Here is a 13,686-nt window from a genome sequence, read left to right as displayed (position 1 = left end):
GGATTAAAACTTATCGGGGGAGCATTGAGGGGGGATGGTATTGGAAGCGGAACTGCTCAAAAAGATAGAGGATAGCATCAACATCGCCGAGACTAGCTACGGCCGGGGCGACTACAGGATGGCCTTTTTGAACTACTTCGAGGCCCTCACATTGATGGGTTCGTACGTGGTTTACAGGGAGCTCGGGCTTCTGTACCCTCCGGAGGCGGCCATGGGGGTGCTGGAAGCGAGGCATCCCGCGCTGCATGGGGTTATACTCCACTACCAGAGGTACGGCCTCTCAATAAGCTCCGTCACAAGGGAAGTCGTCGAGGAGATGCGGGATGAGGTTTTGGAGCTTTACAAAGAGATTAAAAGGTGAGCTCACGGCTCGTACCTGTCCAGGGTTCGCATGTACTTGAGGTACTTTAAGAGCTCCTCGAACTCCCTGTCCCTGAAAAGGGCCTCCGCGTTTTCCTCGGGGTCCCGCTTTTCCAGAAACGCTTTAAGCTTCTTCAGGCGCTCAAGCTCCTCCTCGAGGTCAACGCTCCTCCTGTTAAACTCCCATGAGGTGTAGGGGCTCTCAAATATCCTCGCCGTTGACTCGACTATCTTCAGGTTCACCTTCATTATGGCCTCATCAACCATCTCAAGAAGCTCTTTGACCTTCATTTTTTCACCGGTTATTAATACGCATGAGGGTTAATAAATTATGGGGCCTAAGCCCCCTTCCTCAGTTCGCTCGGGAACTTTATGGCATCGAAGGGACACGTCTGGTTGCAGACGCCACAGCCCGTACATATGAGCTCGTCTATCCTGACTTTCTTCGTCTCCGGGTCGTAAACCAAAGCTGGACAGCCCGTCATGAGGATGCATGCCTTACAGCCGGTGCACTTATCTTCGATGACCACCGGCAGTTCGCCTATTTCGCCGCGCCTTATGACCGGAATGACGCACTCGCGCTTTGCTATTATCACCGCCGGCCCCTCAACCTGCATAGCCTCTTTTATGGCCTCCCTCGTGGCTTTGAGGTCGTAGGGGTCAACGGTCTTGACGTACTTGACTCCAAGGGCCTTCACGAGGGCCTCTATGTCTATCTCGTTGAACTTCCTTCCGGTCTCGCTTCCTCCCGTTCCGGGGTGCGGCTGGTGGCCGGTCATCGCCGTCGTCCTGTTGTCGAGTATCATCACCAGGACGTTCAGGTTCTTGTAGACGGCATCTATGAGCGGTTGAATTCCGTTGTGGAAGAAGGTTGAGTCGCCAATGGTAGCGATTATCTTCTTGTCCATGACGACGCTCTGGCCGTTCGCTAAGCTTATGCTAGCGCCCATAACGTATTCAGTCCAGATGGCCTCAAGCGGCGGGAGGAGCGAGAGGGCGTAGCAGCCTATGTCGCCGTGTATCGGAACTTTATAACGGCCGAGCTTGAGGTCCCTCAAAGCGTCGAGCGCCGCCCTATAAGAACCGCGATGCGGACAGCCGGGGCACATAACGGGCGGCCTCTTCGGAGCTAAGCTCTCGGCATAGGCAACCTCTTCAGGCTTGGTGTATTCTTCACTTTCTTCGCCGATGATCTTCAGCAGGGCGTTCTTCACGAGGGAGGGCGTTAGCTCGCCCTCAAGCGGGAAGTGCCCCGTTCTCTTGCCGTAGACCGGAACTTTCAGCCCGGCTTCGTAGGCCACCACCTTGACCTCCTCCTCGAGGAAGGGCGCGCCGTCCTCTATGACAATTGCGTAGTCAACCGTTTTGAGGAAATCAACGACGAGTTTCCTCGGGAGCGGGTGCGGTGTGGAGAGTTTGAGAACCTTGAAGTCCGCGCCTATTTTGGGCAGAACCTCCCTTACGTAGTTGTAGGGGGCGCCCTCGACGATTATTCCGATTTTTCCCTCGCCTTCGATCCAGTTGAAGGGCATAGAGTTGAACTCTGCCTCTATCTTTCCCAGTGTCTCGTTCAACCAGCGGTGCCTCTTCCTGTTCCCTGGCATGCTCGCCCTAACGTATCTCTCAATGTCCTTCTTGAAGACGGGTTTCCTGTCAAGCTCAACGAACTCCCCCACCTCAACGTCGGCGGTGGTGTGGTTCACCCTCGTTGTAGTTCTGAAGATTATCGGAACTTTATAGCGCTCGCTCAGCTCGTAGGCGTACTTTATGAGATCGTGGGCCTCCTGGGGATCGGCCGGCTCAAGAACGGGGAGGAGCGAAATCTTGCCGTAGTATCTATCGTCCTGCTCCGTTTGGGAGGTATGCGGTCCGGGGTCGTCGGCCACGAGAACGACCAAACCGCCCTCAACGCCCGAGTAGGCGAGGCTCATGAGAGGATCGGCCGCGACGTTTAACCCAACGCACTTCATCGTGACGAGGGCTCTAAGGCCAGTGTAGGCAACACCTGCCGCCTCCTCCAGTGCAACCTTCTCGTTCGGCGCCCACTCCGCGAAGACCCCCGGCTTGAGATGGGCTATCGTCTCTATAACCTCCGTCGAGGGCGTTCCGGGATAGCCGGTGGCAAAAGCTATGCCGCTCTCAAGTGCGCCGTAGGCTATGGCCTCGTTCCCCATGAGAAGCTTCCTTTCACGCTTTCTCCCTTTTATGTCGGCTGAGTTAGAAGGATAAGCCTTAGCCGATTCCACGTTCACCACCGGAAAAGCTTCGTTTTGTGGGTATAAAACTTATGGCTCGAAAGAGGGGAAAAAATTTCGAAAATTTTTCGGAATCACGGCCTCTTACCCTGCTTGGGGTCATAGAAATACTTGCCATGGGCCTCCGCTGATGCGTCGAGAACCCTGCGCTGGACGAGAAAAGCGTAGGTCATGTACATCACCAGAACTATTGCCCCCACATAACCGAACAGTTTGAGCATGGAGTACACCGCCAGCCCGAGGACGCTAAGTATCCCCGCTAAGACCAACCCAAACAGCAGAAACAAGAGCTTGTACCCGTAGCGCTCCATGAAGAGGTCGAAGTCCATTCCCACCACCAGCATTATACTCCGCATCATAGTATAAAACCCTAACGCCGCCGCGCCTCAAAAACCATGAACGTCCTCGCCACGGGGTTGGGGTAGACCTCCCACTCCAGACCTTCGGAGTCAGCCTCCACCTCCCCGTACAGGCCACCCTCCCTCGGGTCGAGGCTCCGGCCAACGAGGCGTTTCCCCTCGAGAACAACGTCCATGTACCTCGGAAGCCCTATGCGGACGCTCCCGTGCTCACGTGCAAACTCAATCCCCCACTTAACCGAGTACAGCCCCGCATATATCTCCGCTATCCTGACGGGAACGCTCTCCTTTCCAATGGCCACCACCTCAATCCCCTTCTCCTCCCAGAACCGCTTCGCTATGGGCTGGAGTTCTCTCGCGAGCTCGTGCCATATCGCCTTCCCCCTGTCCGAAATCCTAAGCGCATCTATGGTCGGGTCATCGAGCTTTCTAAGCTCTATCCCCCCGAGGGTCGAATCTATGTGCACCACGTCGGGTTTTACCTTCTTCGCGAGCTTGAGGGCCAGAAGAACCTCATCCCTCATCGCCTGCCTGCCCCGCATATCGTAGTTAAACGGGTCGGAGAACCGTGCAATGCTCATGGAGGCGGTCCTATAGGGTTTCTCCACGAGAACCGCGGCCGTGGCTATGAGCCCCACGGGAGTGTAGTTCCTGTCGAGGAGCGCCCCCCCTGTGTCCGCGGAAACTATCCTCACCCATACCACCGGTTTGTTTTTGGAACTATAGTTTAATAAGGTTGAGTATACATACATAATAACGTAGGTGACCAGTGAAATCAGCTTTTCTTGAACCAGGAATTGAATGTCCCACGGGAGGATGGTTTTGTGATTGATTATGTTGAAGTCATAGGTAAATACGTTGACATGCTCGCCAGGCGGAAAGTCATAGGCTCTGCCAGGGGGCTCCTATACTTCGTGAGCGACGGCTTTAAGTACCCAATAATCTCGGCGGACGTGCCACCCCTATTGGATATTTTCTTCGAGGATGGCCACATAGAGCTGATAGCGGTATGGGGGGAACACGCGCGCACGATGTACGGCATAGCCCGCTTCTCAACGAAGAGGATGAAGATCATCAAGAAGGGTACGAACTACGTTCTCTTTTCCATCCAGCCCCACGGGGAAATGGGGAACGTGGATGGCGAGTTCCTGCTCCTCATCTACTGCGACAGCGGCTTCAGGGAGCTCCTCCACACGGCACTGGCGCTTGGGAAGAGACAGGAACCCGAAAAGGAGGAGTCCTACGTTCACTCATCGCTCTTCTCGTTCTGAGCAAACGCCTCCTTTAACATTTTTACTTCATCCTCCCCAAACCGGTTTTTGAGCCACCTTTCCCGCATGTTCAGGTTCTCGTCCTCCACATCCAGCACAGCCTTCCTAACCCCTCCCCTGGGCCTCCCGCAGTCCCCCTTATAGCGGGGAATGACGTGGACGTGGAGGTGCTTCACCGTCTGACCCGCGGCATCCCCGAGGTTTATACCCACGTTGAAGCCGTCCGGCGCGAGGACTTCCTTAAGCTTTCCCATGGTCAATTCAACACCATGGAGGAGAGCCATCTTCTCCCCGGGCTCGAGTTCTTCCCATCTCTCGACGTGCCTCGCCGGGACTACCAGGACGTGCCCCCTGTTCGCGGGATACGAGTCGAGCAGTATCCTAATCTCTTCATCATAGTACAGCACGGCACTCTCATCGGGCCGACAGAAGGGACACCTCATGGAAACCACCCCTAAATGTTACACCCCCTCAGTTAAAAAGGTGATGTCAACACTGCATAGCCTCTCCTGAACTTTAGACAGATTTATGTAAAAAGAAAACTATTTTAAGGGCAAAACTTACACGCAAGTGGTGATAAAATGGCAGTTCATCCCATTGATTACAGGTACGGGAGCGAGGAGATGAGAAGAATCTGGGACGAGGAGAACAAACTGCAAAAGTTGCTCGACGTTGAGGCTGCCCTCGCGAGGGCTCATGCGAAGCTCGGCAACATCCCTGAGGAGAGCGCGAGGGTTATCTCGGAGAGAGCGAACACAAAGTGGGTGAAGCTTGAAAGAGTTAAGGAGATTGAGGCGGAGATACATCACGACATAATGGCCGTGGTCAAGGCTTTAAGTGAGGTCTGCGGCGAGCATGGAAGATACGTCCACCTTGGGGCGACTTCAAACGACATTATAGACACCGCCAACGCGCTCCTCATAAAGGAGAGCCTCGCGATAGTTGAGAGGGACTTGAAAGAGCTCCGCTCAGTCCTCAAGCGCCTCGCGAGGGAGCACAAGTACACCGTCTGCATAGGAAGGACGCACGGCCAGCACGGTGTGCCCACGACCTACGGCATGAAGTTCGCGATATGGCTCGACGAGGTGCAGAGGCACATAGACAGGCTCAACCAGCTCAAAGAGAGGATCCTCGTGGGGCAGATGAGTGGAGCCGTCGGAACCATGGCGAGCTTCGGCGATAAGGGGCTTGAGATACAGGAGCTGGTGATGGAAGACCTCGGACTAAGGCCCGCCAGGATAAGCAACCAGATTATCCAGAGGGACGTTTACGCGGAGCTCATGGCCTTCCTTGCCATCGTTGCCTCAACACTCGACAAGATCGCCCTTGAAATCAGAAACCTCCAAAGGACTGAAATCCTTGAGGTCAGCGAGCCCTTCGGGAAGAAGCAGGTGGGCTCGTCAACCATGCCCCACAAGAGGAACCCCATAAGGAGCGAGAAGGTTAGTGGCTTAGCGAGGGTTCTCTACTCCAACGTGATTCCCGCTTTGTTGAACAACCCCCTCTGGCACGAGAGGGACCTCACCAATTCCTCGGTCGAGCGCGTCATTCTGCCGGAGAGCTTCGTTCTCCTGGACGAGATGCTGAAGAACATGATAAAGGTGCTCTCTGGCCTTGAGTTCTTCCCGGAGAACATTGAGAGGAACCTCTACATGACGAAGAATCTCATAATGGCCGAGCCGCTGATGCTGAAGCTGACTGAGAAAGGCATGGGGAGGCAGGAGGCGCACGAGCTGGTGAGGGGGCTGGCGATGAGGGCCTTCAGCGAGGGCAGGGACCTCCTTGAGGTCGTGAGGGAGGACGAGACCGCGAGGGAGTTCCTGAGTGAAGAGGACTTCAAAGCGCTAAAGCCTGAGAACTACATTGGGCTTGCACCGCGGATAGTGGACAGCGTTCTGGTATTTATAGAGGAGAAAGAGCGGAAAGAAGCCCCTACAGACTATTAATTCCTTTTTTTGCCTTTCTAATGCTTTTTCTTTGGGTGCCCTCTTGCTGTCTTTGCTGCAGTTTATCTCCTGGATTTTTCGGTGAATTGCTACTAACCATATTCTTAAATTTAATAACTTTATTTTATTTGTTTTTATTAATCTTATTAAAAATCATTTAATTATAAAATATTAAAATGTGATTTTTATTAAATAATCAAGTTTCAAATGCCCCTCATATAATTAAATGTATTTAAAACAATTATAAAAAGTAGAAAATTGCAAATTTATACTACTTTAGTACGTTAAATGGACAGAATTGATCACTCAATCTTTCAAAAATGCGGGTGGTGCATCAAAAGGAGAGTATTCACGCGAGAAGTCCTGCTATTCCATAACCAGTTTGCCATTACAATGAAAGGTAGTTATCAGTCCGATGATGTCCGTCCATACGGCTCTGGTTGAAGCGTCCCTACTATCGGTGCCCTCCGCCATACCTCCCGAGCGGCCCATAAGCCAAATGCAAAAAAGGACTATACGAATTGAGCAACCTACTGCACCCATCGAAATAATGGAAAGGCGAGGCGGGCGATAAGATCTTCCCAGAATGTTCAGTATGAACTTCCCTCATCCGAGAATCCTCCCTACTATCCCCTAAAGGCCGAAGCAGAACGCCGTAGCCCACTTCAGCCGAAGTCAATAAACCAGTTGCGTAAGGAACTAAAAGCACGTTTATACTGCTCCTGATCAGGTTTCATAGAGGGTGTTCCAAAGATACTACCCTCGTTATAGTGGAGCCTAAGAGCCGGGTGCAAGTTGTCCGGCTGAGGGCTTGCGGGTGCTCTTTTTTGTGCACGGATTTTAGATATAATCAACATTATATCTAAAACTGGAGTATATCTTAGTACATTAAAAAGGCCATCATGAGGTGCCCTCACAAAGGGGTGTCAACGTCAACAGGCCGAAAGAGAGTGGAGTGTTGTTTTGTCTTCCCGCGCAATGCCCCTTAACTCCCTATACGCCAACCTTTTTGGACAATCTACCAGCAGGGAGAAGAGACGCTAGAGGCTCACAAGGCACGTGAAGACCTTGGGGTTTAGAAAGCGAATCGAGGGAGGCATAATCTTTTTTGAGGGTCCCACAATTTGCGTTGAGCTACCCATAAAGGGTATGAATTCCACCGCTGGCTTCCTCCCCTCCTAAGGGTCGGCTATTTGTTGGAACACCCGCCGATGGATGCAGGGTTTGAGGGGTTCTCAAAGGTCCCACTCCATTTTTGGATTCGTTGAGCTCCTCGGAGGACATTGCCCCGGTTAGCCACCTTCAGGAACTGGTTCCCTGGTCGTTAACAAGTGAAAACTGCAAGCCTTAAAGGCGTTCCCTCCTAGGAGCTTGCCTCCGATCACCGTACCGTATCCCGGTGAGCTACCACTGTTAATTGTAATGGCCAATTTGAGGATAAAAGCCCGACTATTCATAGAACACTAGGCGAAAAGGCGCAAAAGGTAGGGCCGTGGGCATCTCCCCGGGAGCATCCATCAAATGCAGTGGTAAAAAATCATTATTTTTTACTATTTTAGTTAATATTAATTGGATAAAAATACAATACAGGAGATGAAAACAAAATAAGGTACTACAATATTGAGTAGTTAAATAGGTAATTTTTCTAATGATTTTATAATTCAATGTTAATACTATTAATAAACTTAAAATACGATATTCCGATTAAACGTAACAAATCTCTGAAAAATCTGAGAGACAACCCGCGCAGGAGTTAGGCCAACCTAAAAATATTAAGGAGGAAGATAAAGGAACTTTTTGCCCAATCGAGGCTTAAAACGTTGGATATTGCCAATTAGCCCCAAATACGTCGTTTTTTTCTATCCAAAGAAACCGATAAAAGGGGCCGGGTGTAACTAAGTAGGGGATGCCAATGCGTAAAATCACACTGTCCCTCCCGATTATCGGTAGAAGAAACTACATAATAAACCCAACGGAGGAGGACGTTTTAGCGCACATAGAGGAGGCACTGGAGGCGCTCGTCAAAAGGCGGCGGAAAGCTGGGTTGTACGCACGTTTGCGCTTTGAATTAAGCCCAAGAGAGGTGGAGTTTCTGACGGGCACGAAGGTTCCTGGGCACATTGTAGTAGAGCTGGCAGAGAGGGGGGCCCGATTCACCCTCGTGAGCCGGAGGGGCAAGGCCATCATCAGGGATCTGCCAAAGCTGGTGGCCCTCTTTGGGAAAATGGCCGTGGTTAGGGAAGAGAAAACCCTCAAAATCGAGCACAAGGGAAGGGTTCAGGAGTTCGTAGAGGTGGACGTAAACTCCGTGCCCGAAGGAGAGAGGGCGTACTTCTTCAACGGAAGCGAGCTGGTCTTCGTTGACTCCCTGGGGCTCGATAGGAAGGTGAAGCTCATGAAATCCCTCTCTGAGAGGGTGGTTCTCGTGGAGGGGGAGTCCGACGAGAGAATCCTGGAGGTATTCGCGGGGAGGCTCGGGCTCAGGGTTGGCTTCGTACGGCTGGGAGGGAAGGACGTGCTCAGATCCCTTCGCGAACTCCCCAGGGGAGCAAAAGCGGTCGTGGACGGGGACTTCGATGGGCCTATGGAAGGGGTACACGTGTGGGAGCGGGGCGAGATTGAGGATTACCTGCTGGACGCGCATGCAGTGACGATGGTTCTCCGCGAGAAGGGAGTGGAAGTGGACGAGGCAAGGGTGGAGGAGCTCATTAAAGGCCACGAGGACAAGGGCTCGGAAGTGCTGGGGAGGGTCTTCGGAGAGTTCGGGCTCAGGTACCTCAAGGTGAGGGACGGGCCGAGGATAGCGCGTTATGCCCCAATAGACGGGGAGATAATAAGCGTGCTGGGGGGAGATGTATGAGGAGGATTGCACTTGTCGCGGGGCTGGTTCTGGCGGTCCTGCTTGTGGGGATGATCTACACGTACGGGGGTGAGCGTGTGATAAAGCTACGGATGACGTTCCGCATGGGCGGAGCGGTTTATAGGGGTTACGAGCTGGAAGGGGACACGATTGTTTTCAAGTTCGAGCGCGTCGGTGATGTTTTCACCCAGGCCATAGAGACAAGAACCTTCGAGGAGAAGGTAAAGAGTAATCCGAGCCGGGTTGTCGTGGAGGTCAGCACCAACGGGCGCGTCAGGACTTACGAGGCGAGGCTCGTGGAAGAGAGGGGGAATGAGAGGCTTTACGAGGCCTTTGAGGGATGAAGGGAAGGTTTAAGTAGTCCCCTGAAGAGCCACGGGTGGTGAGGTGTATGGGGTTCAAGGTTACGGAGAGAAAGATAGGATGGCACAAGGACTTTGACAGCTCACACTTTCTAGTCCTCCCCTATGAGAGCAAGTGCCTCCGCATACACGGGCACACCTACAACGTGGACGTTGAGATATGGGGCGAGCTCAACGAGAACGGTATGGTGTTTGACTTCAACCACCTCAGCAACCTGATAAAACTCCTCGACCACAGGATACTCGTGAGCGGGGAGTGGGTAGCGAAGAGGAAGGACGGCGTTCTCGTTATCGAGAAGAACGGGAAGAGACTGGAGCTCCCAGAGGACGAGGCCGTTGTTCTGGACAAGCCCAACGTCACTGCCGAGTACATAGCGGAGTGGTTCGCGGAGAGAATAGCGGAGAAGGCAGGGGAGAACGTGAGGAGGATAAGGGTAAAGGTATGGGAGGACCCAAGGAGCTACGCCGAGGTGACCCTCGAGTGTTAGGGCTTCCTCAGCTTGGCTATGAAGAAGCTGTTGCAGTCGTGTTCGTGGGTCCAAGCCCTGAAGACCCTTTCCCCTATTTCCGTGAAGCCGCGGGAACCCCATGAGAAGGGGTAGTCAACGAGCTCGAAGCCCTTTCTGAGGGCGAACTTCACGTTCTCCTCATCCTCGTCCACCCTTATGGAGCAGGTTGAGTAGGTCATCTCGCCTCCCTCGCGGAGGTTCTCGTAGGCGTTGAGGAGCATGTTCCTCTGAACGCTTATGACCTTCCTTATCTTCTCCTCGTCGAAGCTCCACTTTACATCCGGGAACTGCCTGTATGTGCCCGAGGAGGAGCAGGGGGCATCGAGGAGAACCTTGTCGAACTTCTCCCTCCACCTGAAGCTCTGCCCGTCCGCGTGGACGAGCTCGACGTTTTTAATGCCGAGGAGCTTCATCTTCTCCCTCATCCTCTCGAGCCTGTCACGGGAGTAGTCAACGGCTATTATCTTCCCCGTGTTCTCCATGAGGTGGGCCATGTGGAAGGTCTTGCTCCCAGGGGCGGCGGCGAGGTCGAGGATGAGTTCTCCCTTTTCGGGAGCAAGGACGTGGGCCACGTAAGCGCTCGCGAGGTCCTGAATGACGAAGTAGCCCCCCCTATACCATTTCAGCCTCGTTAGGGGAGTATCGTAGTCGAGAACCTTTAGCACGTCATCCAGCGGCGTTAGCGCCGTCCTGACCCCGTTCTCCTCGAGGTAGTCCCTGAGGGAGTCTATATCCGTCTTCAGTGGGTTCACCCTAACGTAGTAGCGCTGTGGGCGGTTGTTGCTTATCATGAGGGCTATCGCCCTGTCCCGCCCGAGGAGCTCAATCGCGTACTCCACGTACCACCTTGGATGGGAGAACTTGACGCTGAGGTACTCTATCGGGTCGCGCTCCTTCAGCTTCCTTAGCGCCTTCTCCTCGTTAAAGCCCTCGACGGAGCGTAGGACTGCGTTGACGAACTTGGCCCTCTTGCTACCGTAGCGCTTCCTAACCACCCTGACCACGGAGTCCGTGGCTATCGGGGCCGGTGTTTTGCGGTACTTCATGTCGTAGACGCCTATCCTCATGAGGTTCGCCAAGAAGGGAGGGAGGTTCTCAAGGGTGGAGCCCCTGAGGACGGAATTTATGGTGAAGTCTATCCTCTTCTTCCACTTCAGGATTTCAAAGACGTAGGAGTGGACTATGGGGCGAAAGCGCTCCCTCTCGACGACGTTGCGAAAGGCCCTCTCAAGGGCGTGCTTTGCCGAGAGGTTGAGCTCCTCTATCTCTGTGAGTATCTCGGCTATGAACTCCTGGAGGGTGAGTTTTATCGTTATCTCCATCCAATCACCCTAAGAGCCTCTCGTGCTCCTGCTTTATGCAGCGGTGGGCCACGGCGGTCAGCCCCATCTCCCTGGCCCTCTTGAAGGCATCCCTGTCGTACGTCCTGAACTGGAACCACACCACCTTCGCCCCCTTCTTCACGGCCTGCTCGACGTAGTCCATCGTGAACTCGGGCCTAACGAAGAGGTCAACTATCTCCACCTCATCGGGAACCTCAAGCACGCTCGGGTAGCACTTCCTCCCGAGCACCTCGTCGTAGCGCGGGTTCACGGGGTAAACCTCGTAGCCGTGCTCCAGGAGGTAGCGCATGACCCTGTTGGCGTCGCGCTCCGGTTTCGGTGAGGCCCCAACGAGCGCTATCTTCCGGTAATTTGTGAGTATTTCCCTAACCTCCTCGTCATCCATCCTGTCAACGGGCATTATCCTTACCATAACCACACCCCCTTTCCCCTCAGGGGCTGCCTTTTTAAACATCTCCCTACGGGCACGGCGCTCCACGAGCAGGACGTTCCCCCTAACTCCGACCACCACGACCTCTTCTCCCCTTCGAGCGCTTCCGTTGAGGCACTCGGCCCGCCAGAGTTCGCTTCCCAGTTTGACGAGGCCCTGGGGGGAGAGCTCCTCGACGACCCTCGCCCTCTCCCCGAGGAGGGCCTCCCTGCCGGTGGTGGCCCTCTTTTCAAGCACCGGAAGGAGGAGAGGGATGAACACTATGTCCTTGATTAGGAGAATTGCGATCACGAGGACGATTATTTTGGGCGGAACCCTTATCCCCATGGCCGGAAGGATGAAGGCGAGGATAACCAGGACCGCCATCTCATCCGCGAGTATCCCCAGCACCGCGAGTATCTTCTTCCACATGGGGGCCACCATGAGTAAAGTTTATAAACCCTCCTTGGAGAGTAGTGGTTGGCACGGCGGTCATAGCGGCGGGGTCACACCCGGACTCGTTTCGACCCCGGAAGTTAAGCCCGCCAGCGATCCCGGTTGTACTGCCCTCCGAGAGGGGGCGGGAACCCGGGGACGCCGCCGGCCACTCAACCAATCCTTCTGTAGAGTTCCTTCACAGCTATAGCGAGGTCTTTTCCATCCACGTTCACGGGTTCGTTGTCCATGTACACAACGTTTTTGCCCCTCGCGAGGGCTTCCCTAGTCACCACGTCAACCGCGGCAGCCTTCAGCTCCACGAGAACGGTGTCAAAGTCGTACCTCCTCATGTCTTCCCTAAGGAGGGGCCTGTTGGAGAGGTTTGGACTTATGCCAACCACTTCCACGCCGTAGGTTTCCTCGATGTAGCGCGCCACCCTTTCGGCCGCTTCCTTTATAGCGGTCATCACGAGCAGGACCCTTCCCTCAAGCTCACCGAGGGGCCTCGGGCGGAAGATGGTTACGTGAATCTCCGCGTTCGGATTTATCCCCCCAACTTCCAACTTTAGGGCGCGGAGTTTCTCTTCCTCCGCCATGTCCGCCATGGTGATAACGACTAGGTCGGCCATCCCCACCCTGAAGGGGCCGAAGTAGCTCCTCACGTACTCGATGGGCTGGGTCGCCCCAACCACCGTTATGTAAGCGTCCGCCTTCACGGCCGGAAACGTGGCCCCGCTGCCCTCGAGGATAACTACATCCCCCTCGCGCTCGTTGGCTATTCTAACGCCCTCCTCAACAACGTCGAAGAAGGAAAAGCCCGCCATCCCGCCGCCGGCCCTTCTGCAGCCGATGGTGAGGACACGCGAGGTGAGGGCATCCTCTATGTGGTCCGAAGCAGCGTGCTTCCCCTCCTCGAGGAGCTTAAGGAGGAACTCGGGGGTTATCTCGATTTTATCGCCTTCTATCACCTCCGGCCTCTCGGGCCCGCCGCGCCCCATGGTGACCACTATGGGTTTGGCCACCTCCCGTAGGGTTCTGGCTACAAAGCCACTCACGGCGGTTTTTCCAACGCGCTTCCCCGTGCCTATGACCGCTATTGATGGCTTGTTGAGGAGTTTTTTGAAATTCCGGGGTTTGAACTCGAAGTCGGCCCCCCTGTACGGGACGCCGTACCGCATCAGAAGCGAAGCTATCCTGAACCTGTCCTCATAGCTCAGAACCGGCTCATCACTCAAATCAACGACCTCGCTCACGGGAAAGCTCTCAAGGGCCCTCCTTAGGGTCTCAAGGTAGTCCCCACCGTGGAGCACTATGACGCCGAGTTCTCTCTCAAGCTGCTCCAGGGAGCCTATCTTCTCACTCCCGCCGAGAAAGACCGCGATCTTTGCGTTCAGCTTTCTGAGGGCCCACCGCGTAACCTCCGGGTAGTGTTCCCCATCAATCAGCGCAAGTCTCATGCCCCTCCCCATAATCAGTGGGCTCCCATTGTATAAAAGATTGGCTGATGTCCCATGGGATTCGGGGTTTGACAATTTTCCTCAAACCCACTCTGTAAGTAGTGGGGTGGCGTTCTT

At 54.2% G+C, this 13,686-nt stretch carries 14 protein-coding genes, 1 rRNA gene and 1 pseudogene; 7 read left to right on the top strand and 9 right to left on the bottom strand.

The window, feature by feature from the left end; all coding sequences use genetic code 11:
• Nucleotides 1-34 precede the first annotated feature (34 nt).
• The gene (locus tag PFER_RS11415; RefSeq protein ID WP_157255243.1) at nt 35-361 is read left to right on the top strand and encodes a hypothetical protein; all 327 of its coding nucleotides are present in this window, start codon (nt 35-37) and stop codon (nt 359-361) included.
• A 2-nt stretch (nt 362-363) separates the two neighbouring features.
• On the opposite strand, the gene PFER_RS11410 is transcribed toward PFER_RS11415, so the two are convergent.
• From PFER_RS11410 to PFER_RS11395, 4 genes are all read right to left on the bottom strand, one after another.
• Entirely contained in the window at nt 364-651 is a 288-nt protein-coding gene (locus tag PFER_RS11410; protein ID WP_048152501.1) for a hypothetical protein, read from the bottom strand.
• 47 nt (nt 652-698) lie between these two features.
• A complete protein-coding gene (gene iorA / locus PFER_RS11405) occupies nt 699-2,534 on the bottom strand; it encodes an indolepyruvate ferredoxin oxidoreductase subunit alpha (RefSeq protein WP_394297006.1) in 1,836 nt (611 codons plus the stop codon).
• A 155-nt stretch (nt 2,535-2,689) separates the two neighbouring features.
• Nucleotides 2,690-2,974 (bottom strand): hypothetical protein, encoded by a 285-nt coding sequence (locus tag PFER_RS11400; RefSeq protein WP_245612559.1) that lies wholly within the window; start codon nt 2,972-2,974, stop codon nt 2,690-2,692.
• Between the two features lie 11 nt (nt 2,975-2,985).
• Nucleotides 2,986-3,669 carry a DUF4152 family protein gene (locus PFER_RS11395; protein WP_048152491.1) on the bottom strand — a complete coding sequence of 228 codons (684 nt, stop codon included), beginning with the start codon at nt 3,667-3,669 and terminating at the stop codon, nt 2,986-2,988.
• Nucleotides 3,670-3,798: 129 nt separating this feature from the next.
• Between PFER_RS11395 and PFER_RS11390 the strand changes: the two genes are divergently transcribed.
• The gene (locus PFER_RS11390) at nt 3,799-4,245 is read left to right on the top strand and encodes a hypothetical protein (protein ID WP_048152489.1); all 447 of its coding nucleotides are present in this window, start codon (nt 3,799-3,801) and stop codon (nt 4,243-4,245) included.
• On the opposite strand, the gene PFER_RS11385 is transcribed toward PFER_RS11390, so the two are convergent.
• The gene (locus PFER_RS11385) at nt 4,221-4,688 is read right to left on the bottom strand and encodes an HIT family protein (RefSeq protein ID WP_048152486.1); all 468 of its coding nucleotides are present in this window, start codon (nt 4,686-4,688) and stop codon (nt 4,221-4,223) included. The genes PFER_RS11390 and PFER_RS11385 overlap by 25 nt on opposite strands.
• A 138-nt stretch (nt 4,689-4,826) precedes the next feature.
• On the opposite strand from PFER_RS11385, the gene purB reads away from it, so the two are divergent.
• The 4 genes from purB (at nt 4,827) to PFER_RS11365 (ending at nt 9,901) form a co-directional block, all read left to right on the top strand.
• Complete coding sequence (gene purB / locus PFER_RS11380; protein ID WP_048152482.1) at nt 4,827-6,191, top strand: adenylosuccinate lyase; 1,365 nt, start codon at nt 4,827-4,829, stop codon at nt 6,189-6,191.
• A gap of 1,906 nt (nt 6,192-8,097) precedes the next feature.
• The gene (locus tag PFER_RS11375; RefSeq protein WP_157255241.1) at nt 8,098-9,051 is read left to right on the top strand and encodes a hypothetical protein; all 954 of its coding nucleotides are present in this window, start codon (nt 8,098-8,100) and stop codon (nt 9,049-9,051) included.
• Complete coding sequence (locus PFER_RS11370; RefSeq protein ID WP_052696246.1) at nt 9,048-9,395, top strand: hypothetical protein; 348 nt, start codon at nt 9,048-9,050, stop codon at nt 9,393-9,395. Before PFER_RS11375 ends, PFER_RS11370 begins: the two co-directional genes overlap by 4 nt.
• A 47-nt stretch (nt 9,396-9,442) precedes the next feature.
• Nucleotides 9,443-9,901: a 6-pyruvoyl trahydropterin synthase family protein gene (locus tag PFER_RS11365; protein WP_048152473.1), complete on the top strand. Its 459-nt coding sequence runs from the start codon at nt 9,443-9,445 to the stop codon at nt 9,899-9,901.
• Here the strand turns inward: PFER_RS11365 and PFER_RS11360 are convergent.
• The 3 genes and pseudogenes from PFER_RS11360 to PFER_RS12490 form a co-directional block, all read right to left on the bottom strand.
• The gene (locus PFER_RS11360) at nt 9,898-11,244 is read right to left on the bottom strand and encodes an RsmB/NOP family class I SAM-dependent RNA methyltransferase (protein WP_048152469.1); all 1,347 of its coding nucleotides are present in this window, start codon (nt 11,242-11,244) and stop codon (nt 9,898-9,900) included. The two genes, PFER_RS11365 and PFER_RS11360, sit on opposite strands and share 4 nt — an antisense overlap.
• Before the next feature lie 4 nt (nt 11,245-11,248).
• A complete protein-coding gene (locus tag PFER_RS11355; protein WP_048152694.1) occupies nt 11,249-11,677 on the bottom strand; it encodes a CoA-binding protein in 429 nt (142 codons plus the stop codon).
• A gap of 69 nt (nt 11,678-11,746) precedes the next feature.
• Nucleotides 11,747-12,022 (bottom strand): annotated as a pseudogene (locus tag PFER_RS12490) (NfeD family protein); the annotation flags it as partial.
• 136 nt (nt 12,023-12,158) lie between these two features.
• Between PFER_RS12490 and rrf the strand changes: the two are divergent.
• Nucleotides 12,159-12,280: ribosomal RNA gene (gene rrf, locus PFER_RS11345) — 5S ribosomal RNA — on the top strand.
• Between the two features lie 2 nt (nt 12,281-12,282).
• Here rrf and PFER_RS11340 read toward each other — a convergent pair.
• Nucleotides 12,283-13,569: a 2,3-diphosphoglycerate synthetase gene (locus tag PFER_RS11340; RefSeq protein ID WP_048152464.1), complete on the bottom strand. Its 1,287-nt coding sequence runs from the start codon at nt 13,567-13,569 to the stop codon at nt 12,283-12,285.
• Between the last annotated feature and the right edge of the window lie 117 nt (nt 13,570-13,686).

Source organism: Palaeococcus ferrophilus DSM 13482, from assembly GCF_000966265.1.
Lineage (GTDB): Archaea > Methanobacteriota_B > Thermococci > Thermococcales > Thermococcaceae > Palaeococcus > Palaeococcus ferrophilus.
The sequence above is the reverse complement of the archived record's forward strand: the minus strand, read 5'-3'. Positions and strand labels throughout refer to the sequence as shown.

Bases quoted from the DNA above. Each gene is read 5' to 3' on its own strand.
- PFER_RS11370 (WP_052696246.1), top strand. From the start codon at position 9,048: ATGAGGAGGATTGCACTTGTCGCGGGGCTGGTTCTGGCGGTCCTGCTT.
- PFER_RS11355 (WP_048152694.1), bottom strand. From the start codon at position 11,677: ATGGTAAGGATAATGCCCGTTGACAGGATGGATGACGAGGAGGTTAGG.
- PFER_RS11400 (WP_245612559.1), bottom strand. From the start codon at position 2,974: ATGATGCGGAGTATAATGCTGGTGGTGGGAATGGACTTCGACCTCTTC.
- purB (WP_048152482.1), top strand. From the start codon at position 4,827: ATGGCAGTTCATCCCATTGATTACAGGTACGGGAGCGAGGAGATGAGA.
- PFER_RS11385 (WP_048152486.1), bottom strand. From the start codon at position 4,688: ATGAGGTGTCCCTTCTGTCGGCCCGATGAGAGTGCCGTGCTGTACTAT.
- PFER_RS11360 (WP_048152469.1), bottom strand. From the start codon at position 11,244: ATGGAGATAACGATAAAACTCACCCTCCAGGAGTTCATAGCCGAGATA.
- PFER_RS11410 (WP_048152501.1), bottom strand. From the start codon at position 651: ATGAAGGTCAAAGAGCTTCTTGAGATGGTTGATGAGGCCATAATGAAG.
- PFER_RS11365 (WP_048152473.1), top strand. From the start codon at position 9,443: ATGGGGTTCAAGGTTACGGAGAGAAAGATAGGATGGCACAAGGACTTT.
- PFER_RS11340 (WP_048152464.1), bottom strand. From the start codon at position 13,569: ATGAGACTTGCGCTGATTGATGGGGAACACTACCCGGAGGTTACGCGG.
- PFER_RS11375 (WP_157255241.1), top strand. From the start codon at position 8,098: ATGCCAATGCGTAAAATCACACTGTCCCTCCCGATTATCGGTAGAAGA.
- PFER_RS11415 (WP_157255243.1), top strand. From the start codon at position 35: ATGGTATTGGAAGCGGAACTGCTCAAAAAGATAGAGGATAGCATCAAC.
- iorA (WP_394297006.1), bottom strand. From the start codon at position 2,534: ATGGGGAACGAGGCCATAGCCTACGGCGCACTTGAGAGCGGCATAGCT.